25 protein-coding genes are annotated in these 21,273 nt (G+C 50.7%); 21 read left to right on the top strand and 4 right to left on the bottom strand.

Going from position 1 to position 21,273, the window contains the following annotated elements; all coding sequences use genetic code 11:
• Window positions 1-11 precede the first annotated feature (11 nt).
• The 9 genes from rlmN to ABYP33_RS04405 all read left to right on the top strand — a co-directional run bounded on the left by rlmN (window position 12) and on the right by ABYP33_RS04405 (window position 9,066).
• Entirely contained in the window at window positions 12-1,172 is a 1,161-nt protein-coding gene (gene rlmN, locus ABYP33_RS04445) for a 23S rRNA (adenine(2503)-C(2))-methyltransferase RlmN (protein WP_373088822.1), read from the top strand.
• A gap of 22 nt (window positions 1,173-1,194) precedes the next feature.
• Window positions 1,195-2,007: a type IV pilus biogenesis/stability protein PilW gene (pilW, locus tag ABYP33_RS04440; protein ID WP_373088820.1), complete on the top strand. Its 813-nt coding sequence runs from the start codon at window positions 1,195-1,197 to the stop codon at window positions 2,005-2,007.
• A gap of 10 nt (window positions 2,008-2,017) precedes the next feature.
• Complete coding sequence (locus ABYP33_RS04435; RefSeq protein WP_373088818.1) at window positions 2,018-2,809, top strand: helix-turn-helix domain-containing protein; 792 nt, start codon at window positions 2,018-2,020, stop codon at window positions 2,807-2,809.
• Window positions 2,806-3,918, top strand: coding sequence for a flavodoxin-dependent (E)-4-hydroxy-3-methylbut-2-enyl-diphosphate synthase (gene ispG, locus ABYP33_RS04430; protein WP_373088816.1), 1,113 nt, complete (start codon window positions 2,806-2,808; stop codon window positions 3,916-3,918). Before ABYP33_RS04435 ends, ispG begins: the two co-directional genes overlap by 4 nt.
• A 53-nt stretch (window positions 3,919-3,971) precedes the next feature.
• Entirely contained in the window at window positions 3,972-5,258 is a 1,287-nt protein-coding gene (gene hisS / locus ABYP33_RS04425) for a histidine--tRNA ligase (RefSeq protein ID WP_373088814.1), read from the top strand.
• A 42-nt stretch (window positions 5,259-5,300) separates the two neighbouring features.
• On the top strand, window positions 5,301-5,978 hold the full coding sequence (locus ABYP33_RS04420; protein WP_373088812.1) for a YfgM family protein: 678 nt from the start codon (window positions 5,301-5,303) through the stop codon (window positions 5,976-5,978).
• Window positions 5,978-7,129 carry an outer membrane protein assembly factor BamB gene (gene bamB, locus ABYP33_RS04415; RefSeq protein WP_373088810.1) on the top strand — a complete coding sequence of 384 codons (1,152 nt, stop codon included), beginning with the start codon at window positions 5,978-5,980 and terminating at the stop codon, window positions 7,127-7,129. Before ABYP33_RS04420 ends, bamB begins: the two co-directional genes overlap by 1 nt.
• Window positions 7,130-7,182: 53 nt before the next feature.
• Entirely contained in the window at window positions 7,183-8,592 is a 1,410-nt protein-coding gene (gene der, locus ABYP33_RS04410) for a ribosome biogenesis GTPase Der (protein WP_373088808.1), read from the top strand.
• A 75-nt stretch (window positions 8,593-8,667) separates the two neighbouring features.
• Window positions 8,668-9,066, top strand: a complete 399-nt coding sequence (locus ABYP33_RS04405; RefSeq protein ID WP_373088806.1) for a group III truncated hemoglobin — start codon at window positions 8,668-8,670, stop codon at window positions 9,064-9,066.
• A 150-nt stretch (window positions 9,067-9,216) separates the two neighbouring features.
• Here ABYP33_RS04405 and ABYP33_RS04400 read toward each other — a convergent pair whose 3' ends face one another.
• On the bottom strand, window positions 9,217-9,618 hold the full coding sequence (locus tag ABYP33_RS04400) for a YbaN family protein (RefSeq protein WP_373088804.1): 402 nt from the start codon (window positions 9,616-9,618) through the stop codon (window positions 9,217-9,219).
• A gap of 199 nt (window positions 9,619-9,817) precedes the next feature.
• Here ABYP33_RS04400 and ABYP33_RS04395 point away from each other — a divergent pair, with 199 nt between their 5' ends.
• The 9 genes from ABYP33_RS04395 (at window position 9,818) to ABYP33_RS04355 (ending at window position 18,604) form a co-directional block, all read left to right on the top strand.
• Window positions 9,818-10,795, top strand: coding sequence for a Zn-ribbon domain-containing OB-fold protein (locus tag ABYP33_RS04395; RefSeq protein WP_373088802.1), 978 nt, complete (start codon window positions 9,818-9,820; stop codon window positions 10,793-10,795).
• Between the two features lies 1 nt (window position 10,796).
• Window positions 10,797-11,855, top strand: coding sequence for a thiolase domain-containing protein (locus tag ABYP33_RS04390; protein WP_373088800.1), 1,059 nt, complete (start codon window positions 10,797-10,799; stop codon window positions 11,853-11,855).
• Entirely contained in the window at window positions 11,855-13,018 is a 1,164-nt protein-coding gene (locus ABYP33_RS04385) for a thiolase domain-containing protein (protein ID WP_373088798.1), read from the top strand. Before ABYP33_RS04390 ends, ABYP33_RS04385 begins: the two co-directional genes overlap by 1 nt.
• A 53-nt stretch (window positions 13,019-13,071) precedes the next feature.
• Window positions 13,072-13,242, top strand: a complete 171-nt coding sequence (locus tag ABYP33_RS04380; RefSeq protein ID WP_373088796.1) for a hypothetical protein — start codon at window positions 13,072-13,074, stop codon at window positions 13,240-13,242.
• The gene (locus ABYP33_RS04375) at window positions 13,226-14,857 is read left to right on the top strand and encodes an acyl-CoA synthetase (RefSeq protein ID WP_373088794.1); all 1,632 of its coding nucleotides are present in this window, start codon (window positions 13,226-13,228) and stop codon (window positions 14,855-14,857) included. Before ABYP33_RS04380 ends, ABYP33_RS04375 begins: the two co-directional genes overlap by 17 nt.
• Before the next feature lie 111 nt (window positions 14,858-14,968).
• Window positions 14,969-15,790 carry a crotonase/enoyl-CoA hydratase family protein gene (locus ABYP33_RS04370; RefSeq protein WP_373088792.1) on the top strand — a complete coding sequence of 274 codons (822 nt, stop codon included), beginning with the start codon at window positions 14,969-14,971 and terminating at the stop codon, window positions 15,788-15,790.
• Window positions 15,791-15,897: 107 nt separating this feature from the next.
• Window positions 15,898-17,049 (top strand): CaiB/BaiF CoA transferase family protein, encoded by a 1,152-nt coding sequence (locus ABYP33_RS04365; RefSeq protein WP_373088790.1) that lies wholly within the window; start codon window positions 15,898-15,900, stop codon window positions 17,047-17,049.
• A 1-nt stretch (window position 17,050) separates the two neighbouring features.
• Window positions 17,051-17,725, top strand: coding sequence for a nitroreductase (locus ABYP33_RS04360; protein WP_373088788.1), 675 nt, complete (start codon window positions 17,051-17,053; stop codon window positions 17,723-17,725).
• A 111-nt stretch (window positions 17,726-17,836) separates the two neighbouring features.
• The gene (locus tag ABYP33_RS04355) at window positions 17,837-18,604 is read left to right on the top strand and encodes an enoyl-CoA hydratase-related protein (RefSeq protein WP_373088786.1); all 768 of its coding nucleotides are present in this window, start codon (window positions 17,837-17,839) and stop codon (window positions 18,602-18,604) included.
• Between the two features lie 290 nt (window positions 18,605-18,894).
• Here the strand turns inward: ABYP33_RS04355 and ABYP33_RS04350 are convergent, their stop codons facing one another.
• Entirely contained in the window at window positions 18,895-19,167 is a 273-nt protein-coding gene (locus ABYP33_RS04350) for a Txe/YoeB family addiction module toxin (protein WP_373088784.1), read from the bottom strand.
• Entirely contained in the window at window positions 19,148-19,420 is a 273-nt protein-coding gene (locus ABYP33_RS04345; protein ID WP_373088782.1) for a type II toxin-antitoxin system Phd/YefM family antitoxin, read from the bottom strand. Before ABYP33_RS04345 ends, ABYP33_RS04350 begins: the two co-directional genes overlap by 20 nt.
• Window positions 19,421-19,675: 255 nt before the next feature.
• Between ABYP33_RS04345 and ABYP33_RS04340 the strand changes: the two genes are divergently transcribed.
• The 3 genes from ABYP33_RS04340 (at window position 19,676) to ABYP33_RS04330 (ending at window position 20,566) form a co-directional block, all read left to right on the top strand.
• Entirely contained in the window at window positions 19,676-19,804 is a 129-nt protein-coding gene (locus tag ABYP33_RS04340) for a hypothetical protein (RefSeq protein ID WP_373088780.1), read from the top strand.
• Window positions 19,805-19,881: 77 nt separating this feature from the next.
• On the top strand, window positions 19,882-20,088 hold the full coding sequence (locus ABYP33_RS04335; RefSeq protein ID WP_373088778.1) for a hypothetical protein: 207 nt from the start codon (window positions 19,882-19,884) through the stop codon (window positions 20,086-20,088).
• A gap of 25 nt (window positions 20,089-20,113) precedes the next feature.
• Window positions 20,114-20,566 (top strand): hypothetical protein, encoded by a 453-nt coding sequence (locus tag ABYP33_RS04330; protein WP_373088776.1) that lies wholly within the window; start codon window positions 20,114-20,116, stop codon window positions 20,564-20,566.
• Between the two features lie 134 nt (window positions 20,567-20,700).
• Here the strand turns inward: ABYP33_RS04330 and ABYP33_RS04325 are convergent.
• On the bottom strand, window positions 20,701-21,273 hold a 573-nt coding region (locus tag ABYP33_RS04325), incomplete at its 5' end, for an acyl-CoA thioesterase II (RefSeq protein WP_373088774.1).

The raw sequence follows: 21,273 nt of genomic DNA, 5'->3' as shown, positions 1-21,273 counted from the left end.
AGGGCACGATAATGGCATCAGAAAATCAAACCGAAACCACCGAACTTGTGCAGCAGCCCCGAGTAAATTTACTCGGCATGTCGCGCAAGAATATGGAGGCTTACCTCAGCTCTATTGGTGAAAAGCCATTTCGTGCTCAGCAGATCCTCAAGTGGATACACCACTCGGGGATCGACAATTTTGATGAGATGACCAATCTCGGCAAACCCTTGCGGGCTAAGCTTCAGGAGCTTGCTGAGATTCGTCCTCCCACGGTGGTTAAACAACTCGACTCTATCGATGGAACCCGTAAATGGGCGGTAGAAGTGGGTGGTAATAATCTTGTTGAGACTGTTTTAATTCCCGACGGCCAACGCGGCACCCTATGTGTGTCCTCTCAGGTTGGCTGTAGTCTGGATTGCAGCTTTTGCGCAACGGGCAAACAGGGCTTTATGCGCGACCTTACTGCCGCCGAAATTATAGGTCAGGTGTGGTTGGCGATTAAATCCTACGACGGCTTTAATAGTGGCAATAAGCGCATCGTGACTAATGTGGTCATGATGGGGATGGGTGAGCCGCTGCTGAATTTCGACAATGTGGTCGAAGCGATGAGCTTGATGCTCGACGACTTCGGTTATGGTTTGTCAAAGCGCCGGGTAACCCTCAGCACCTCTGGTGTGGTGCCCATGTTGGATAAGCTCGGGGATGTGTCGACCGTATCGCTGGCCATTTCACTGCACGCGCCCAATGACGAATTGCGCAGCCAGTTAGTGCCCATTAATAAAAAATACCCCATTGCCGAATTGCTTGCGGCAAGTAAGCGCTATATTGCCAAACAAGATGATACTCATCGTGTTGTAACCATTGAATACACTCTGATTGCAGGAGTGAACGACGGTGTCGAGCATGCCAAAGAGTTGGCCGAGGTGTTGCGAGACTTGCCGTGCAAAGTTAATTTAATCCCCTTTAATCCGTTTTCTCTATCGGACTATAAGCGTCCAAGCAATAATGCGGTGAACCGTTTTTGGCTGGTAATGACCGAGGCGGGTTATGTAACGACCGTGCGGACCCCGCGGGGCGATGATATTGACGCCGCCTGTGGCCAGTTAGCTGGTCAGGTTCAAGACCGTACCAAACGCAGTGAGCGTCATCGCCAAAAGGCAGAGCTAGCGCAGCCAATTCGTCTAGTTTAAATTTTTAAAGGGAGCGTACTGCATGTCGTGGTTAAGAATAAAAGGCATCACCGTATTAGCCCGGGTCTTGTTTGTCGTGGTCGCTGCAGCATCGATACATGGCTGCGTAACGACCAAAAATGGAGGCTTTGCCTCTAAAAAAGACGAACAAAAGGCCTTTGATACATCTCTTCAGCTAGCACGGAATTATATTTCCCAAGGCAACTGGAATCAGGCCAAGCGTCATTTGCAGTATGTAGAAGAAAAAGACAAAAACAACCCGGAAACATTAGAAGCTTTAGCGCTGGTATTTCAGAATACCGGCGAGCTGGAAATGGCAGAAAAATACTATCAGCGCTCAATTGCCATGGCGCCGAAAGTGTCTCGGGTTCGCAATAATTACGCGGCTTTTTTGTACGCGCGAGGTCGTTATGCAGAAGCGGCGAGCCAGCTCGAAGTAGTGGTGCAGGAATTGCTCTACGAAAAGAGGGTTGAGGCGTTTGTCAATCTCGGGCGCTGTTATATGCAATTGAACGAACTGCCAAAAGCTGAGGAAGCATTCAAGCGCGCATTTTTGATGCAGGGTGACGACGCCAATGTCCTGATGTCGTTAGCCGAAGTGTATTTCCGCATGGGCCGTTTTGCCGAAGCCCAGCGCTATTACGATGCGTTTCGCACTAAAAATGTCAATCAATCAGCGAGTGCGCTGTGGTTAGGGATCCGCCTCGCCGATAAATTTGATGACAAGGATACCCATGCGAGTTTTGCCTTGGCACTGAAGAATTTATACCCTAAGTCTGAAGAGTACCTATTGTATAAAGTGTATATGCAGCAGGGTAACAGTGAAAGCCGTTAAGGAATCTTAAATGCCGGGAAAAGATGATTACTACCCGGGGCCACCGGGTTCGGTTTTACATGATGCGCGGATGAGCGCAGGTAAGTCTGTGCTCGAAACGGCTGAAGCGTTAAATCTACTTAATAGTTATGTAGAGGCGCTAGAAAACAATGATTACTCGCGGTTTAACTCGCCGCTGTTTGCGCGCGGTTATATTAAAAGTTATGCCCGCTATATGGGCTTGGATGAAGAACCCCTGCTAAAAGATTGTGACCGAATTTGTCGGCGCGAAGAAGATAACAAAGACCATACACCGACTCGTCCACAAGGTATTGCCAAGGCGCCGGGTAATGCGCCGCTGATATCAGCATTGCTGATATCACTGTTTTTGTGGTGTGTAGCGATATGGGTGTTTGGTGGTAAGTCCGAGCCGGAGTTGGCTATACATGTCTTGGCTGAGCGCTTTGTCCCCCTGAGCGCAATTGAGGTTGAACCCTCGTTGGGTGAGGTGCTGTTGGCTTCTAAAGGTGACGGGCTCAGTGTCGAGACGCCCACTTCTCAGCACAGTGGTCCTGCTCAGACCGCTGAATTGAAGTTTGAGTTTGTCGAGGCCGTTTGGTTAGAACTGCGTGATTTTCACAATAATATTGTGGTGAGCGGCGTACAGGAAAAGGGCGAAAAACTGCGTTTTGATGTTCAGGGCCCCGTCACGATCAGTTTAGCGTATTGGCCGGCTGTAATTAGTGAATATAACGGCCAGGAAATTGAGTTGAAGTCTTTGGTAAATAGTAACGCAGTGCGTGTACAGGTAGGTGAATTATGAAAATGGCCTCTCCGATAAAGCGTCGAGTATCTCGGCAGATTCATATCGGTAATGTCGCCGTGGGTGGCGATGCGCCGATATCTGTGCAGAGTATGACTAACACTGAAACCTGCGATGTTGCCGCCACTGTAGCGCAAATTAAGCGCTTAGAAGCCGCCTGTGCCGATATCGTGCGGGTCTCGGTACCCAGCATGGACGCTGCTGAAGCGTTTCGTGAAATACGCAAGCAAGTGTCGGTGCCCTTGGTTGCCGATATCCACTTTGACCATAAAATTGCAATTAAGGTTGCCGAATACGGTGTGGATTGCCTGCGGATTAATCCGGGTAATATCGGCCGCGAAGACCGCGTGCGCGCAGTTATTGATGCTGCCAAATACCACAATATTCCGATTCGCATCGGCGTGAATGCCGGCTCTTTAGAAAAAGAATTACAGCGTAAATACGGTGAACCAACGCCAGAAGCTTTGGTGGAATCCGCCATGCGCCATATCGATATTCTCGATAAGTTGGACTTCCAACATTTTAAACTCAGCGTAAAGGCCTCTGACGTGTTTATGGCTGTTGCGGCCTACCGTCAAATTGCGGCACAAATTGATCAGCCACTGCACTTGGGCATTACCGAGGCAGGTGGTTTACGCGGTGGTACGGTTAAGTCGGCGGTGGGCTTGGGTTTACTGCTGATGGACGGCATTGGCGACACGATTCGTGTGTCACTGGCAGCTGACCCGGTTGAAGAAGTCAAAGTCGGCTACGAGATTCTTAAAAGCCTGAAACTGCGTACTAAAGGCATCAATTTTATTGCCTGTCCGAGCTGCTCGCGCCAGAATTTTGATGTTATTAGCACTATGAATGAGCTGGAAGCACGCCTTGATGACGTGACCATTCCCCTTGATGTGGCGGTCATTGGCTGTATCGTCAACGGTCCGGGTGAGGCGAAAGAAGCTGAGATCGGTTTGACTGGCGGTACGCCTAATAATTTAGTCTATGTGGCGGGTAAGCCTGACCACAAAGTGAAGAACGAAGGCTTGGTGGATCATCTTGAAAAATTGATTCGGGAAAAGATTGCCGTTAAAGCCGAACAGGAAAAAGACCTTATAGCGCGCAGCTAAGGCTTTTCACATTTATTTAGCAGTGCTGCAGCAGCGGCAAACAGGAATCAGTTTTGGCACGTATACAATCGATTAGGGGCATGAACGATATTCTGCCCACAGAAACGCCGCTGTGGCAGTATCTGGAAGGCCGCATTCGCGATGTGCTTAGCCGCTATGGCTATAGTGAAATTCGCTTCCCTATCGTAGAGCATACCGAGCTTTTCAAACGCTCTATTGGTGAAGTGACCGATATCGTTGAAAAGGAAATGTATACCTTTGAAGACCGTAATGGCGATAGTTTAACCCTGCGCCCTGAAGGTACAGCCAGCTGCGTGCGTGCCTGCGATCAGAATGGCCTGTTGCACAATCAGCTACAACGGCTTTGGTATGCCGGTCCAATGTTTCGCCATGAGCGCCCGCAAAAGGGCCGCTTGCGCCAGTTTCACCAGGTTGGCGTAGAGACCTTTGGCATGACAGGGCCAGATATTGATGCTGAGTTGATTCTGCTTAGCGCGCGTTTGTGGCGAGAACTCGGTATTAGTGATGCCCTGACCTTAGAGCTAAACAGTATTGGTAATGCAGAGTCGCGTGCCAATTATCGGCAAGCCTTGGTCGACTATTTATCTGGCTTTAAAGACGACCTAGACGAAGATAGCTTGCGCCGTCTTGGCAGTAATCCACTGCGTATACTCGATACCAAAGACCCCAAGACCCGCGAAATCTTGGGGGCCGCGCCGGTGTTGGCCGATTACCTTGATGCGGTCTCTAAAGCCCATTTTGACGGTTTGTGCGCGCGCCTTGACGCTGCAGGAGTGCCCTATAAGCTCAATCCGCAGTTAGTGCGCGGACTGGATTATTACGGCCTGACAGTGTTTGAATGGACCACTGACAAACTCGGCGCGCAGGGCACTGTATGTGCTGGTGGCCGTTACGACGGCTTGGTTGAACAGTTGGGCGGCAAGCCAACCCCGGCGGTGGGCTTTGCGATGGGTATTGAGCGCCTGTGTTTATTATTAGAAACCCTCGCGGTAGCACCAGCCATGCCAGCCTTGGCCGATGTTTTTATCGTTTCTGTTGGTGACAGTGCCGAAATTGCGGCCTTAAGTCTTGCTGAAGCGATACGCACTGCGATACCAACCGCGCGAGTAGTCATTAATTGCGGGGGCGGAAGCTTTAAAAGCCAGTTTAAAAAGGCGGATAAAAGTGGTGCAGCGCTGGCGATTGTACTGGGTGAAGATGAGCTGGCCCAGGGGCACGCGGCGGTAAAATCACTGCGCGATAGCCAAAGTGAACAACAGTTTGTGGCTTTGGCCGAATTGCCTGATTATATTGGCAAACATTTTTTTACTAAGTTTTAACATACTATTTTAAGGCACTGCCTACGTCGGAGAGGAAGTTAAGTGGAAACGTTTCGTACAGAAGAAGAACAAGTCGAAGCCATTAAAAGATGGTGGCAGGAAAACGGTAAATCGACGGTTTTCGGCATTGCTCTAGCATTGGCCATTGTTTTTGGATGGAAGGGTTGGCAGGGGCATGTCAAAGATCAGGGCGCAGAAGCCTCCGCTATTTTCGACAATTTAATGATTGCCGACGCGGCCGTGCAGCGCGATGGCACTAGTCGCAATACGGCTGAGCATTTGGCCAATACCTTAAAAGACCAGTACGGCAATTTGAGCTATGGTCAGTTTGCTGCTTTATACAAAGCAAAATACGCGGTGCAAGATGGCGAGTATGACGTGGCGGCCAGTGAGTTGGAATGGGTGCTGGATCAAGGTCCGGAGCCGGTATTAAAGGCGCAGACGCAAGTGCGTTTGGCGCAAGTGCGCTTTGCACTTGACGACCATGCCGCGGCCTTAGCTTTGTTAAAGGATGTTGCCAGCGGCGGTTACGCCGCTCAGGCAGCTGAACTACGTGGTGATATTTTGTTTGCTCAAGGCGACAAGCCTGGCGCATTAAGTGCGTATCAGCAGGCTAAAGTTTTGGCGCGGGAGCAGGAAGTGCCGAGCAATAACGCGTTGCTAGACTTGAAAATCAGCGACTTAAGTGTTGCCGTTACTACTGAAAAAGGAACTAACTAATGGTTTTTATTCGTAAGCTCAGCCTTGTACTGGCTACGCTGATGGTTGTTGCCTGTGCTTCGGACCCGACCAGTCGTGAGCCCGCTAGGCTCACTGATTTTAAAGCCGAGAAAAAACTGAAAGAAGCTTGGTCTTATTCGCTAGGCGACGGCCAGGCTGAGGCTTTCCATCGGATTACCCCGGTAATTGATGGAGAGGAAATTTTTATTGCCTCATCCAATGGCAAGATTGCTGCGCTAAATAAAGTAACTGGCAAAAAAATCTGGAAGAAATCCCACGATTTGCGGATCTCGGGCGGCATTGGTGTGTCAGGCACTATGCTGTTCGTCGGCACCTCTGACGGCGAAGTGGTGGCTTTAGATCGTCTGACAGGCCAAATAATTTGGACGACACCGGTTAATAGCGAAGTACTAAGTGCGCCGCAAAGTGACGGCGACGTTGTCGTTGCTCAAACCTACAGTGGTGAAGTTCACGCTTTTAATATTAGCGACGGCAAGCCCCTTTGGAATTACATATCACAAGTGCCGCGCCTTACTTTGCGTGGCACCAGCACCCCAACAATTGTGCGCGGCGTGGTTATGGTTGGCTTTGCCAACGGCCGTGTAGTGGCTTTTGATATCGAAAATGGCGCGGTACGCTGGGAACAGCGAATCTCTGTTCCTCAAGGAAGCACAGAAATTGAGCGTTTAGTTGATGTCGACGGCCGTTTATTGGTCATGGAAGACGACCAAACAGTCATTGCCACAGGCTACCAGGGTCAGATTATGGCAATCGATATTGGCAGTGGTCGCCCACTGTGGGGCAAAGAAACCTCAAGCTATGTTGGCGCGGCAAGTGCTTTAGGTAATATTTATGTCGTTGCTGCCGATGGCAGTGTGAATGCCCTCGATGGCAATGGCCAAGGTGCACGCTGGACTCAAACGTTGTTGGCTCGTCGCGAGTTAACCGAGCCCGTGGCCTTTGACGGTGCGATTGGCGTAGGCGATTTTGAAGGTTATTTGCATATGTTAGCTCAGGTCGATGGCCATTTAATTGCGCGCACCCGAGTAGATAGCGACGGTCTGCGTGCGCCTATGATCGCTGACGGTAAATTATTATACGTTTATGGAAATAGCGGTGAGCTTGCTGCTTATAAACTGCAAGACCTGTAATTCTTTTGATTAGTTTTATACCGGCTTAGCGCCGAGCAGAGTTGTAAAATATTATGGTTCCAGTAATCGCCTTGGTAGGCCGACCCAATGTTGGCAAATCAACTCTGTTTAATCGGCTGACAAAAAGCCGAGATGCATTGGTGGCAAATTTTCCCGGTCTCACCCGTGACCGGAAATACGGTGAGGCCTGTCATGGCAGTCGTCGCTATATTGTGATCGACACTGGCGGTATTAACGGCGATGAAGAAGGCATAGATGGACCTATGGCCCAGCAGTCTCTGCAGGCCATTGATGAAGCCGATGCGGTATTGCTGATGCTGGATTCTCGCGCTGGCTTAATGCCGGCCGACGAAGGTTTAATCAAGCATCTGCGCAGCTGCTCCAAGCCCGTGTTCTTTGTTGCGAATAAGGTTGACGGCGTAGATGCTGAAGTGGCCAAGGCTGAGTTTTACAAAACCGGCGCGGAGCACATCTACCCCCTAACGGCTACCCAGGGCAAAGGCGTGCGGGCCTTAATGAGCGACGTCCTTGCCAAGTTCTCTCAAGAGGCCGAAGACAAGCCGGCGGCATTGGCCACAGGTAAAAAAATCGCGATAGTCGGTCGGCCAAATGTGGGTAAATCTACCTTGGTTAACCGTATGTTGGGTGAAGATCGGGTGGTGGTTTACGACCAGCCGGGTACGACCCGCGACAGTGTTTATATTAACTATGAGCGCGAAGGCGAAGACTATACCCTGATTGATACGGCGGGTATTCGCAAGCGCAAGCATATTTCCGAAGCGGTAGAGAAATTCTCTATTGTTAAAACGCTGAAGGCGATAGATGACGCGCATGTTGTCATTCTGGTGATGGACGGTCGTGAGAGTATCGTTGATCAAGATTTACATTTACTCGGCCAGGTGGTGGATTCTGGGCGTGCGGTAGTGGTTGCCATCAATAAGTGGGACGGTCTCACCGCCGATCAGAAAAATCATATAAAAAGCGAATTAGATCGTCGTTTGCAGTTTATTGATTTTGCCGAGATTCACTTCATTTCGGCATTGCATGGTACGGGTGTTGGTCATTTGTATGAGTCGGTTGAGAAGGCCTATGAATCGGCGACTCGGCAATTACAAACCCGAATGCTCACCACTATTTTGGAAGGCGCAGTGCACGGCCATTCGCCACCAATGATCAATGGGCGCCGTATTAAACTGCGTTACGCCCACCCTGGTGGTCAGAACCCGCCGATCATTGTTATTCACGGCAACCAGACTGAAAAAGTGCCTAGTAGTTATACGCGTTACTTGGAGAAGGTATTCCGTCGTGAATTGAAGATGATGGGTACGCCAATCAAAATTGAGTATAAAACCTCGGAAAACCCCTTTGAAGGCAAGAAAAATGTGCTGACAAAGCGACAAATAGAGCACAAACAACGCTTGAAGAAATTTACCGAAAAGAAGTCGAGCAAGAAGAAAAAATAGCGTATTTGTCGGCTAATGATCAATTGCATTAGGGGCTTAAGCTGCGAATCTTACGCCTCTATGTATATCTAAATTATGATGTCTGATTCCTCTACTAATACTTTTAAGCCTGATCTCGATAGCCCTAAACATATTGCGGCCTTTGTCGATGCTTTCTATGCGCGTCTACTTGCCGACGCGAGATTAGCCCCTATCTTTATCGATGTGGCGAATATCGACATCAGTGAACACTTTCCCCGTATTCAAGCGTACTGGCAAAAGCTGTTATTAGGTGATAACGAATACCAACGCCATACGATGAATATTCATCGGCAGTTACATGATAAAAAGGCCTTACAGGCCAGTGATTTCGATCAGTGGCTGCACTATTTTATCGTGACGGCTGATGAGAACTTTAGCGGTGAAAAAACCGAGCGCGCCAAGCGAGTTGCCAGTAGCATTGCGGCGAATATGGCTAAGGCTTTGGACGTCTGAGGTGAGCTTGCAATATGCTGTACGGGAGACGGTAGACGCTAAAAGCATCGGGTGTCCGAGGTCGGACGTCAAAGCCTTCCTGCCAGACATTTCTTAGCGTCTCCCGTCTCCCGTTCAGCGCACAGCGCACAGCGCACAGCAGCCACACCGTCACTCTTGGGGCTCGGGCAGCCTAACAATATAAATAGAGACCGCAGCGGCAATCACTATCATCGTCACTGAAACCCACATAATCTTCACGATTAAAAATGCGCTACTCAAAATCATAATCCACAGCATACAGAGTATGAGTACTTTAATGCGTCGTGGAATGCCCTGTCCGTCTAAAAAATAACAAATATACCGGCCCCACCAGGGATGCTCCGTCAGCCAAACATAAAAACGCGGTGAGCTGCGTAAAAAACAGGCGGCGCTGAGCAATAAAAAAGGTGATGTCGGCACCACCGGCAGCAGCAAACCAATCATACCTAACACAAAGGAAATCCAGCCTATGCTGAACAGCGCATAGCGAACAATGGGGTTGCGGTGTTGGTATGGGGCTTTCGGCGGCATTGTCGGTCCTATAAGAAGCGGCTGGGCATGATCGTTTTTGTCAGCGACTTGATCAGCAGCGACATTGTCTGATTTTGGCGGCCCAGAGATACTCCTTACAGAATATCTCATTCCGGGCGACGCTGTTGTAACAATCGTTTTGTTAACAATTAAGGCGCGCCTTGGAATTTACCGGATTTAACTGTGAAGGAGAAATCAGATGGCTGCATCGGCTGAAGTGCTTAGCCAGGCCTTTACCCTCGGGTACACGTATACCCGTTCGACAGGGCCTATTGTCGGTCAGTTCCTGACCTCATTGCGCAATCGCAAAATGGTGGGTATTAAAGCTAGCGATGGCAAGGTACTCATGCCTCCGGTAGAGTTTGATCCAGTCAGTGCTGCAGCCCTGACTGAATTTGTCGATCTTCCCGACAGTGGTGTGGTCAAGACCTGGTGCTGGGTTAGTCATCCCCGCAAAGCTCACCCTGGTGATAAGCCTTTTGCTTGGGCAATGATCCAGCTTGATGGTGCCGATACCCCCATGCTGCATTGGGTCGACGCCGGTGAAGAAGCGGCAATGAGCACGGGCATGCGCGTTAAAGTGCGCTGGGCCGAAGAGACCAAGGGATTGATGGGCGATATCAACGGTTTTGTGCCTGAGGCCGTGGCCTTATTGGGCGAATTAAAACCGAACGACGCAACTGACACCATCACCGGTATGGAAGCGCCTATTTATCTTACCTATAACTTTACGGCAGGCAAGGCGACGGCCCTGTATTTGCACTCAGTTAAAAAAGGCCAGTTGGTAGGTCAGCGCTGCCCTAATTGCCGCAATGTCTATATTCCACCGCGCGGCTCTTGTGCAGCCTGCGGCGTGCCCACAGTAGAAGAAGTGGTGCTGGGCAATAAGGCAACGGTCGAGTCTTTCACCATTGTTTATATCCCAATTCCTGGCAACCCTATTAAACCGCCTTATGTTATTGCCAACCTCGTTTTGGATGGCGCTAATTTAAGCTTCCTGCATTTGCTTAGCGAATGTAAGAACGAAGATGTGCGCATTGGTATGCGGGTCGAGGCAGTGTGGAAGCCCGAGGAAGAGTGGGGTTATGCCATGGAAAATATTCAATATTTCAAACCGCTTGATGAGCCAGACATGGCGGTTAGTGAAATCGGTAAATTAATCGACGGGGGCAAATAAGATGCGTGATGTTGCGATAGTTGCCTTTGCGCAATCTAATTGCCAGCGCGATGCTGGGGCGCAAAACGAAGTAGAACTGATTATGCCGGTGCTGCAAGAAGTTTATAAGCAGGCCGGGATCACCAATGCACAAGACGTCGACTTTACCTGCTCTGGTAGTTGTGATTACCAGCAGGGCGCGGCATTTGCTTTTGTTGCGGGCGTCGACGCCTTGGGCGCGGTGCCGCCGATTAAAGAATCTCACGTTGAAATGGACGCGGCATGGGCGCTTTATGAAGCGTGGTTAAAAATTCAAATGGGTCACGCGGAATCCGCGCTGCTCTACGGCTTTGGCAAGTCATCGCCGGGTGAACTGCCCATTGTCTTGTCCCAGCAGCTCGACCCCTACTACCTAGCGCCACTGTGGGTAGATACCATCGCCTTTGCCGCGATGCAGGCTCGCACGATGTTGGACTCCGGTGCTATCACCGAATTAGACATGGCCGAAGTGGTTGCCCGCTCGCGTAATAACGCGCTGAGTAATCCCTACGCCCAGCTAAAAAATGACGGTGATGCGGCAAGTCTACTGGACGAACCCATGTATATGTCGCCATTGCGTCGCCACGATTGCTGCCCAATCTCCGACGGTGCCTGTGCAATGATTATTTGCACGGTAGAAAAAGCCAAAGAGTGGGGCAAGCCCTACGCTGTGATTAAAGGTATTGACCATCGCATTGAGACTCACCATATCGGCTCGCGGGATTTGCGCCGCTCAGTGTCGACCGAAATTGCCGGTAAAGCGGCTGGTGTGGCAAGCGGCCCAGTGGATGTTGCTGAGTTGTACGCACCCTTTAGTCATCAAGAAATTATTCTCAAGCAGGCGCTTGGTTTGAGCGACGACACCGTGATCAATCCTTCGGGCGGCGTATTGGCAGGCAATGTGATGATGGCGTCGGGCTTGTCTCGCATTGGCGAAGTTGCCATGCGTATTATCCGCGGCGAAGCCAAGCGTGGGGTTGCTCACGCGACTTCGGGGCCGTGCCTACAACAAAATCTGGTTACCGTATTGGAGGCGAAATAATGGCCCAGTTAGCAGCGGTTGTTGGCGTAGGCCAAACAAAATATAAAACCAAGCGTAAAGACGTTTCTATTGCCGGTCTGGTGCGCGAGGCGGCAGTGGCCGCACTGGAAGACGCAGACCTTACTTGGAACGATATCGACGCGGTTATTCTCGGTAAAGCGCCAGATATGTTTGAAGGAATCGTGATGCCTGAGCTGTATCTCACTGATGCTTTGGGCTGCAACGGTAAGCCAATGTTGCGGGTGCACACGGCGGGCTCCGTCGGCGGCTCAACCGCGATAGTGGCGGCGTCCTATGTGCAAAGTGGCGTGTTTAAACGCATATTAACTGTGTCGTTTGAGAAGCAGTCAGAGTCGAATGCGATGTGGGCATTATCCAATCCACAGCCGTTTTCACCGCATTTAAATGCCGGTGCTGGTGGCTATTTTGCGCCGATTATTCGCGAGTATATGCGCCGTTCCGATGCGCCCTATGACGCGGGTATTAAAGTCGCGGTGAAAGACCGTCTACACGGGGCAAAAAACCCCTTAGCCCATTTGCAGCTGCCTAATATCACTATGAAAGAAGTGGAAGACAGCCCCATGCTGTGGGAGCCATTGCGCTTTTTGGAGGCCTGCCCGTCTTCCGACGGCGCCTGTGCCATGATTATTGCCAATGAAGAGTTGGCGACGAAATCACCCCGTAAGCCCGCCTGGATTCGCGGCACCGCTATGCGCTCGGAGCCGACTATGTATGCCGGGCGTGAGCAGGTTAATCCTCAAGCCGGTATCGACTGTGCTAAAGATGTTTATGCCCAAGCCGGTATTCATCATCCACGGAAAGACCTAGATTGCGCTGAAATTTACGTGCCGTTTTCATGGTATGAGCCAATGTGGTTAGAAAACCTCGGCTTTGCGGACGTTGGCAAGGGCTGGGCATTGACAATGAGCGGCGCCACCTCACTTGATGAGGGTGGTGATATACCTTGGAATTGCTCGGGCGGGGTCTTGTCATCAAACCCCATTGGCGCCTCAGGCATGATCCGCTTTGCCGAAGCCGCTCAGCAAGTCCGTGGCGAAGCTCACGGCCATCAAGTTGAGGGGGCAAAAACCGCACTTGGCCACGCTTATGGCGGCGGCGCGCAGTTCTTCTCAATGTGGGTAGTCAGTGCCGACAAGCCTTAATTGTTACTATTGGCACTGCCGGTCGCTGGCCTCGTCCCTTGGGAGGATGGCCAGTGCTGGCAGCGATTGCTACATTGGGCGCTATCGAAAAAGCTCTAATGACCGTTAACTACGTCAGCAATGATGCACTTAGCGGTAACAATAGTAATCACGCAAAACTGCAGGGCGCGACGATGTATCGCCTTGAAAATAAGAAAGGACTGCCTTATGGGAATGCACTTTAATCTTGCCGATTTATTCGAAGCCGTCGCCGACAAAGTACCTGAGCGCGAAGCCTTGGTTTGTGGTGATCGGCGCAGCAGCTTTGCGGCCTTAGATGCCGGTGCCAATCAAATGGCGCATTATCTTGCGGCGCAGGGTGTAAAAGCCGGTGATCATGTCGGTTTGTATATGTATAACTGCAGTGAGTATCTGGAAGCGATGCTCGCCTGTTTTAAAATTCGCGCGGTACCCATTAACGTAAATTATCGCTATGTAAAAGATGAATTGCTCTACATATTTGATAATGCCGACATGGTGGCCTGTATCCATCATCGCGAATTTATCCCCGCCATTGCGGAAGTTCGCGATGCGGCTAAAAAGTTGAAAATTTTTGTTTCTGTAGCCGATGAGACGAATGAAGACCTGTCTCTTATTGGCGCGGTTGATTATCACAAGGCTACCGAAAGCCAAAGTAAAGCTCGTGATTTTGCCGAACGCGCTGATGAGGACTACTTTATTCTCTATACCGGCGGCACCACAGGTATGCCCAAGGGCGTAATGTGGCCTCACAAGAACGTCTTTTTTGCTGCGATGGGGGGCGGTGGTCACTTCTCACCACGGGGGCCATGCGAAAAGCCTGAGGACATTCGCGAGCGGGTAATGGAAAACCCCTTGCGCGGAATCGCCCTAGCGCCATTGATGCACGGCGCCTCTTGGTGGTATGCCTGTATTCAATTGCTCGCTGGCAACACCCTGGTTCTCAATCACAATCGTTCTTTTGACGGCGATAAAGTGTGGCAAATTGTTGCCGATGAAAAAGTGCATGCGGTGCAGATTGTCGGCGACGCCATGGCTATTCCTCTGCTGGACAGCTTGGCGGCAAACCCAGATCGCTGGGATTTGTCCAATGTATTCAATGTGGGTTCTGGCGGCGCGATTTTTTCCGAGGCCAAACAAGAGGCCTTTAAAAAGTTTTTCCCTAATGTCTTTATCACTAATGCCTTTGGCTCCTCTGAGGGTGGCCAAATGGGGATGGACAACGGCAGCAAAAAAACCGCTTCCGGTTTAGGAAATGTCAGCCGCACCGATTATATGGATGTCATTGTTGAAGAGGAAGGTAAAGCACCGCGCCATGCTGAAATGGGTGAAACCGGTATTTTTGCTCGCGCGGGTTATATCCCTATGGGTTACTACAATGACCCCGTTAAAACGGCAAAAACCTTCTTGGAAGTGGATGGCAAGCGTTGGTTACTGACTGGCGACGCCGCTAAGCTGGAGGATGATGGTTCAATAACTGTATTTGGTCGGGGTTCTAACTGCATCAATAGTGGCGGCGAGAAAATCTTCCCCGAAGAAGTTGAAGTCGCGCTCAAAGCCCATGACGGTATTTTTGATGCACTTGTGGTCGGTGTTGCTGATGACCGATGGGGTAGTCGTGTTAGCGCCGTTATTCAGGCGCGTAAAGGTATAAAACTAGACCTCAATAATGTGCAAGAACACTGCCGTAAACATATCGCGGGCTATAAAGTCCCCCGCGAAATTCACCTTATTGAAGAGCTGCCACGTGCGCCAAGCGGCAAGCCAGATTACAAGACGGCCAAGGCTTTTGCCGAAAGCGGCAAGGGCGCAGTGGCTTAGGCGGGAGACGTTTGACGGGAGACGCTAATTTAAGAAGAAGCTCGCATGTCCGTCGGGTTTTGCGTCTCCCATCTCCCGTTCAGTATCGAGCAATAAGAAAACGGAGCGAATATGCCAACAGAATTAAACATTAGCACCAAACACTGCCTCGTAGAACAAGAGGGCAATGTTTTAATTGTTACCTTGAATCGTCCTGAGGCTAAAAATGCGTTTAGTTCAGAAATGCTGCTCGGTATGTACAAAGCGTGGCGCTTACTCGACGAAGACGACAATCTTTATTGCGCTATTATCACCGCCAAGGGCGATACCTTCAGCGCCGGTATGGATTTAAAAGTCGGCCCGGATAGCGACCAAGGCACCGCGGAAGAGTTTATGACTATTATGGCCACGGTACCCAATGTGCACTGGCAGGCGCTATTGCGGGAAAATCGCCCCTGTAAGCCTATTATTCTGGCGGTAGAAGGCTATGCGCTGGCGGGTGGCACCGAGATACTACAGGGCACCGATATTCGTGTGGCGGCGGAAGACGCCATCTTTGGCGTTACCGAAGTGGCTCGCGGCCTTTACCCTATGTCAGGCTCGACTATTCGCCTGCGCAAGCAAATTCCCTACTGCATAGCTGCAGAAATACTGCTAACAGGTGATCGTGTCAGCGCCCAGCAGGCATTGGAGTTTGGCTTAATCAACCGGGTGGTGCCCAAGGGTGAAACCCTGAATGAAGCCAAGAAATTTGCTGCTAAAATTTGCGCTAACGGTCCCTTGGCCGTGAAGGCAGTGGTGCGCTCGTTACGTGAGCACACCGAGCACCTAAGCGAAGACGAAGCCATGCAGAAATCCGATGAACTGGCTGGCCCGGTATTCGCTTCTAAAGATGCCAAAGAAGGTATGCGCGCTTTCAAAGAAAAGCGCCCAGCGGTATTTAAGGGCGAATAAAAATAGCTTAATGCGAGACGGGAGAGGGGAGACGCAAGGGCTCCTCTTCTCTGGTTTTAGCGTTTGCCGTCTCCCGTACAGCATCTCCCGTCATTTTGAGGTTTCCTATGTCCGGCCCCCTAAGTGGTATCCGCGTTATTGAAATGGCAGGCATTGGTCCTGCACCCTACGCCTGTATGTTATTGGCTGATCTGGGCGCCGAGGTTATTCGTATTGACCGCACCAGCGGTGGCGGTATGGGCGCGAACCCCGGCGATGTCACGGCGCGGGGGCGGCAGTCCATTGCCCTCGATCTCAAAAAGCCTGGTGCGGTCGATGTTGTATTGCAGCTCTTAGAACACGCCGACGTGCTTATTGAATGTTTCCGTCCCGGTGTCATGGAAAAGCTCGGGCTCGGCCCCGAGGTTTGCGCTCAGCGCAATCCGCGCCTGGTCTATGCGCGCATGACCGGCTGGGGACAAGACGGGCCACTGGCCAAAACCGCCGCCCACGATCTTAATTACATTGCGATAACTGGAATGCTCGACAGCCTTGGCAACGCCAATGAGGCGCCGCCGGTGCCCCTTAACGTCATTGGTGACCTGGGCGGCGGCTCCATGTTCTTGTTGTTGGGAATATTGTCGGCTTTATTAGAACGTCATCAATCTGGGCGTGGCCAAGTTATTGATGCTGCCATTTGTGACGGCGCAATTTCATTACTCAGCACCATTCACGGTCTGAAAGGCATTGGCTATTGGGAAAACCAGCGCGAGCAAAATTTACTGGATGGCGGCGCGCCGTACTACCGAAATTACCTCTGCAAAGATGGCCGCTCGGTGTCAGTCGGCGCGGTAGAGCCGCATTTCTATGCGCAGCTTCTAGACAAGCTCGAGCTTGACTTTGACGCCACCGACTATTTGAACCAAATGAATAAAGCGGCGTGGCCCGAGCGCAGAGCAGTGATGGCGGCGCGTTTTCTAGAGAAAACCCGCGAGGAGTGGTGTGCGATTTTCGCAGGTAGCGACGCCTGTTTTGCACCGGTCTTAGATCTAGATGAAGCGGAGACCTATGCCCATAATCAACATCGCCAAAACCTAGTGCGCCGCGATGGCGTTTTACAATCGGCACCCGCGCCACGGTTTTCGCGTACGCCGGGTGAACTCAAGCACGGCCCCATAGCAGAGGGGCAAGACTCCCGCGCACTGTTACAGCAGCTCGGCTTCGATACATCGGTAATTGCCGAGCTAATGGTGAACGGCGCCGTAAAACAGGCAGATTAAAATGTCCGAATCAGCAGCAATATTTTCAGCAGTTGTACAGCAGCGTCGCTCGGTGCGCAGTTTTTTGCCCGCGCCAGTAGACCGCGCAATATTAGAGGCAGTATTCACCTCCGCGCAACAGGCGCCCTCCAACTGCAACACCCAGCCTTGGCAGGTTGCTGTAGCAAGTGGTGAATCCATAGAACGGTTGCGCAATAAAATCCCACACGCCTTTAACAGCGGTGCCTGGACAATGGACTTTCCCTACGACGGCAAATACGCCGGTGTTTATAAAGAGCGGCAATACGCCGCCGCCGCAACATTGTATGGCGCAATGGGTATTAGCCGCGACGACAAAGTGGCCCGTAGCGAACAGTTTGCTAATAATTTTACCTTCTTTGGCGCGCCCCACGTCGCCTTTTTATTTTTACCCGAGGGCTTCGGCCTGCGCGAAGCTGCCGACTTGGGTATGTATGCCCAAACGCTTATGCTTAGCCTAACAGTCCATGGTCTAGCCAGCTGTCCGCAAACTGCCCTGAGCTTTAACTGCGACTTGGTGCGCGAGGAGCTCGGCATCGACCCTAGTCATAAACTCCTATTTGGCCTGTCATTTGGCTATGAAGACACCTGTGACTCAGTGAATAGCTGCCGAACTGAACGGGCAGCGTTGGCGGACTGCGTGCGATTTTATGATTAAGCAAGATGCTAGATGCTAAACGGGAGACGGGAGACGCTAGGGGTTTAGCATTTCTTGTCTCCCGTCTAGCGTCTCCCCTAATTGACGACATTACATAATCAGAGAAAGACTATGAGCGACACCGTTCTACAACAACTCGACGACGATGGCGTATTGCTGTTAACCCTCAACCGGCCCAAGAGGAAAAACGCCTTTAGTAATGAACAGTGGCTGGCGTTTCGCGATGCTTTAATTGCCGCCGGTGAGAACCCTGCCGTTGCCTGTGTGGTGATCACTGGGGCAGGCAGCGATTTTTCCTCTGGGGTCGATCTCAATGATTTTTCAGCGTCAGATGGCGAGCACCCCTTTGCGATATCGGCAAAGGCGCTGGTCGATTTCGATAAGCCTGTTGTGAGTGCCGCCTGCGGGGTTGCGGTAGGCGGCGGCGCGACCTTATTGCTGCATACTGATCTGATCTATGTTGGCGAGAGTCTGCGTTTACGCTTCCCGTTCACCGCATTGGGATTGGTGCCCGAGTGGGGCAGTAGCTACCAATTGCAGGCGATTATTGGTGCGCGTAAAGCCGCAGAACTGATGTACACAGCTGAGTGGATAAACGCCGAACGTGCAGTCAGCTTAGGTATTGCCACGGCTCAGTTTAGTGACGAGCAAGTTCTTGCCAAGGCAATGGGCAAAGCCCGGGAAATTGCCCAGTGGCCGGTCAATTCCCTCGTGGAAACCAAAAAATTAATGCGTAATGTTCACCGCGCGGCTATTCATTCCGCCATGAGCGGCGAGACCGAAGGCATGGCGCGCTTAGCCGGTAGCCCAGAAAATATAGAAGCGGTAATGGCCATTATGGAAAAGCGCAAACCCGACTTTAAACAGTTTAGGGAATAGACAAAGCCCGTTGTTGCGTAAGGCAATTTTCAGCCCCGCGCAGATTCAGTCATTAGCTTTTAAGTACTTACTGACGGTAATGGCTGGATTTCACTGCTCGCTGCGGAGTACCCCAGCGAGCGGCCTGAATGTCAAAAGCGGGACTTGCCGTAGTTCCCCATCTCAATTCAATTTCCTATATGGACGGTTTCAGAACCGATGCACACGTATAACAAGGTTTGGCAGTTGTCACCTTGTTTACATAAAGCCGCAAACAGAGCGCCAAACACCTCAGGCAACTGCTAATGGTGTTAGGGCTGATCGTAGTGCCCACCAATAGCGAAGATATAAATGGACTTATCATCGAAACAATATATCAAACGGTCTTTCTGCGAGATTCGTTTTGACCAAAGGCCCGAGAGATTGTGCTTGAGCGGTTCAGGCTTGCCTAGACCGGATGAAGGATCATCAGATTGGAGCATTTCCTTGAGTAATTTACAGAGCGCCTTGTGCAGCCGTTTGTCCGTTTCGCGCATGCTTTCATACGCTTCCCAGGTATTACCCTCAAATACCAGTGATCTCATTCATCTGCTCGTCAGTCGGTTTGTAGCCTTGCCCGCGGGTATAGGTTTCAAGGGAGTCGGCAATTTGTTGCATGAGATTCTTGCTTTGGAGTACGTGCAGGGTTTCCTGCTCTCGTTCCCAGTCTTCGGCGCTCATTACAACAAAAGCCTCACCGGCTCGGCGAGTCACTTTGAGCGGTTCATGGCTACTAACTACTTGTTCTACAACGCTTTTAAGGTTCTCCCTAAATTTGTTTACGCTGATTGTGTCCATGAGGGCTGCCTTTATGTACGGAAATGCCGTACAAATATATACCAAAAGCCCTAATAAGGCCAAGAATCGAGGCCGCTTTTTCGTTGTAGACACAGGATGCATTAATTAATAGTCAAATTTTGCATCCTGAATTATTAGGTTCTAGTGGTTCTGCCCTACCTAATTTGCATTACGGCCGCTCCTCGATCTCATACATCTTGATGTTTGGCCTGCTTGTACTGGGCCTGATCCCAGTTTTATAGTGTCTTGCAGGCAATGACCAAGAAGAAACATAACGAGGCTAAACAGCTTCGCATGGAAAAAGCCACCGTGCTCGACTCGCTCGGCATAGCAACCCGTTATGCTCAAGGTTTACGGGGAATAAATACTTTTGAAATTGACTAGCCTTGAACAAGTGCAGAAAAGAGTGGGAACACTGTCTGCGCCTCGTGACCGTAAAGTTATCGATCATATCGACGAGCATGAATGACAAGGTCGCGAATGTCGCTGACGGACTGCTGAGCCTAGAAGTAGAAGAGTGCTATTTGCATTGCGCCAAGGCCTTCCGTCGCTCAAATTTTTGGGCGCCTCGCTCATTAGAACAATCAATCCACGAGGTATTGGAATTTATACAGCAGGTGCAATTTTTAGCGCTGGCCATTATCAACAGCAGCGGGCAAGCGGGTTAGCCCCAAGGGCGACCCGGAGAACGTCTTGATACAAGAGGAATATGGCTTCATTTATTTGGCTGATCGGCCCGGTAATCGCAGAATTGACAACTTTCGTAATATTCTTGAGCAACCGAAGATCAGTATTTTTGCGATAGTGTCTGGCTGTAAGGACATCCTAGCGCTGCGGGGCACTGCAGAGCTTTGTACGGGTAAGCATCTCTTGCAGCGTTTCAAAGTCCAGAACAAGGAGCCAATGCTGGTCACAAAAATCAACCCTAACTCGTTACAAATACGGTCGAGTATGGCGCTTACCAAGTCTGCACTGTGGCCGCCGCAAATTGCGCCTAAAGACCTGATTCCATCAGAAATATTTAAGTCCCACATACAACAAAGTAATGCGCGGTCCATACAAGCAAAAATCGCCCGTGCAGCGGTGTCTTTGCCTGGTGCGATGAAGAAGGGTTTGGAGATTGACTATAAAAAGAATATGTATTGAGTCGCAGCTGTTGCGACTGGGATTAAATGGCGTGGCTAAATAGTTGGGCGACCTTCTTCTTGTACCGGTTTAGGTCGCCGCTAAAGGTGATTGTAGGCTATTAATTGTTGTCGTTTGTATTGTTATGGGGCTATTTAACTACCGCGCTTCATACGCATGATGCCCTCTTGAGTGCTGCTGGCCACTAACCTTCCGGCGCGGTCATAAATCTTGCCGCGCACGAAACCTCGGCCGTTAGAGGCACTAGGGCTGTCCATGTCGTAGAGCAACCAGTCGTTAAAATCAAATGGACGGTGATACCACATGCTGTGGTCGATGGTGGCCATGCGCATATCCTCGGTCATAAACGACACATTGTGCGGATGGCTCGCGGTAGATAAAAAACAAAAGTCCGAAGCGTAGGCTAAGAGGTAATTGTGTACACAGGGATTATTGGGTAGCGGTCCGTTTGGCTTCATCCACATGCGCTTGTGATTGCTTGGCATGCTGGGGTCGTCATGACCGACTGCGCGAAAATCGATGGCGCGAACGGCATTAAATTTGGGTAGCCACTCTTCCGGTGTTAAGCGTATCGCCTCTGCAGATAATTCCATTTCCTTTGGTAGGTTTTCTGGTGGCGGCACGTCAGGCATTTCTGATTGGTGATCAAAGCTGTCGATATTGAGCTGAAAGGAGCTGGTCATAAAAAAGATGGTTTGGCCGCGCTG

This window comes from Zhongshania sp. (genome assembly GCF_041584495.1).
Taxonomy (GTDB): Bacteria; Pseudomonadota; Gammaproteobacteria; order Pseudomonadales; family Spongiibacteraceae; genus Spongiibacter.
This window is presented reverse-complemented; position numbering and strand designations above follow the sequence as displayed.

Excerpts from the sequence above, each read along its gene's own strand:
- rlmN (WP_373088822.1), top strand. The coding sequence starts at position 12 with ATGGCATCAGAAAATCAAACCGAAACCACCGAACTTGTGCAGCAGCCC.
- pilW (WP_373088820.1), top strand. The coding sequence starts at position 1,195 with ATGTCGTGGTTAAGAATAAAAGGCATCACCGTATTAGCCCGGGTCTTG.
- ABYP33_RS04435 (WP_373088818.1), top strand. The coding sequence starts at position 2,018 with ATGCCGGGAAAAGATGATTACTACCCGGGGCCACCGGGTTCGGTTTTA.
- ispG (WP_373088816.1), top strand. The coding sequence starts at position 2,806 with ATGAAAATGGCCTCTCCGATAAAGCGTCGAGTATCTCGGCAGATTCAT.
- bamB (WP_373088810.1), top strand. The coding sequence starts at position 5,978 with ATGGTTTTTATTCGTAAGCTCAGCCTTGTACTGGCTACGCTGATGGTT.
- der (WP_373088808.1), top strand. The coding sequence starts at position 7,183 with ATGGTTCCAGTAATCGCCTTGGTAGGCCGACCCAATGTTGGCAAATCA.
- ABYP33_RS04405 (WP_373088806.1), top strand. The coding sequence starts at position 8,668 with ATGATGTCTGATTCCTCTACTAATACTTTTAAGCCTGATCTCGATAGC.
- ABYP33_RS04400 (WP_373088804.1), bottom strand. The coding sequence starts at position 9,618 with ATGCCGCCGAAAGCCCCATACCAACACCGCAACCCCATTGTTCGCTAT.
- ABYP33_RS04395 (WP_373088802.1), top strand. The coding sequence starts at position 9,818 with ATGGCTGCATCGGCTGAAGTGCTTAGCCAGGCCTTTACCCTCGGGTAC.
- ABYP33_RS04390 (WP_373088800.1), top strand. The coding sequence starts at position 10,797 with ATGCGTGATGTTGCGATAGTTGCCTTTGCGCAATCTAATTGCCAGCGC.
- ABYP33_RS04385 (WP_373088798.1), top strand. The coding sequence starts at position 11,855 with ATGGCCCAGTTAGCAGCGGTTGTTGGCGTAGGCCAAACAAAATATAAA.
- ABYP33_RS04375 (WP_373088794.1), top strand. The coding sequence starts at position 13,226 with ATGGGAATGCACTTTAATCTTGCCGATTTATTCGAAGCCGTCGCCGAC.
- ABYP33_RS04370 (WP_373088792.1), top strand. The coding sequence starts at position 14,969 with ATGCCAACAGAATTAAACATTAGCACCAAACACTGCCTCGTAGAACAA.
- ABYP33_RS04365 (WP_373088790.1), top strand. The coding sequence starts at position 15,898 with ATGTCCGGCCCCCTAAGTGGTATCCGCGTTATTGAAATGGCAGGCATT.
- ABYP33_RS04360 (WP_373088788.1), top strand. The coding sequence starts at position 17,051 with ATGTCCGAATCAGCAGCAATATTTTCAGCAGTTGTACAGCAGCGTCGC.
- ABYP33_RS04355 (WP_373088786.1), top strand. The coding sequence starts at position 17,837 with ATGAGCGACACCGTTCTACAACAACTCGACGACGATGGCGTATTGCTG.
- ABYP33_RS04350 (WP_373088784.1), bottom strand. The coding sequence starts at position 19,167 with ATGAGATCACTGGTATTTGAGGGTAATACCTGGGAAGCGTATGAAAGC.
- ABYP33_RS04345 (WP_373088782.1), bottom strand. The coding sequence starts at position 19,420 with ATGGACACAATCAGCGTAAACAAATTTAGGGAGAACCTTAAAAGCGTT.
- ABYP33_RS04340 (WP_373088780.1), top strand. The coding sequence starts at position 19,676 with ATGACCAAGAAGAAACATAACGAGGCTAAACAGCTTCGCATGGAAAAA.
- ABYP33_RS04335 (WP_373088778.1), top strand. The coding sequence starts at position 19,882 with ATGAATGACAAGGTCGCGAATGTCGCTGACGGACTGCTGAGCCTAGAA.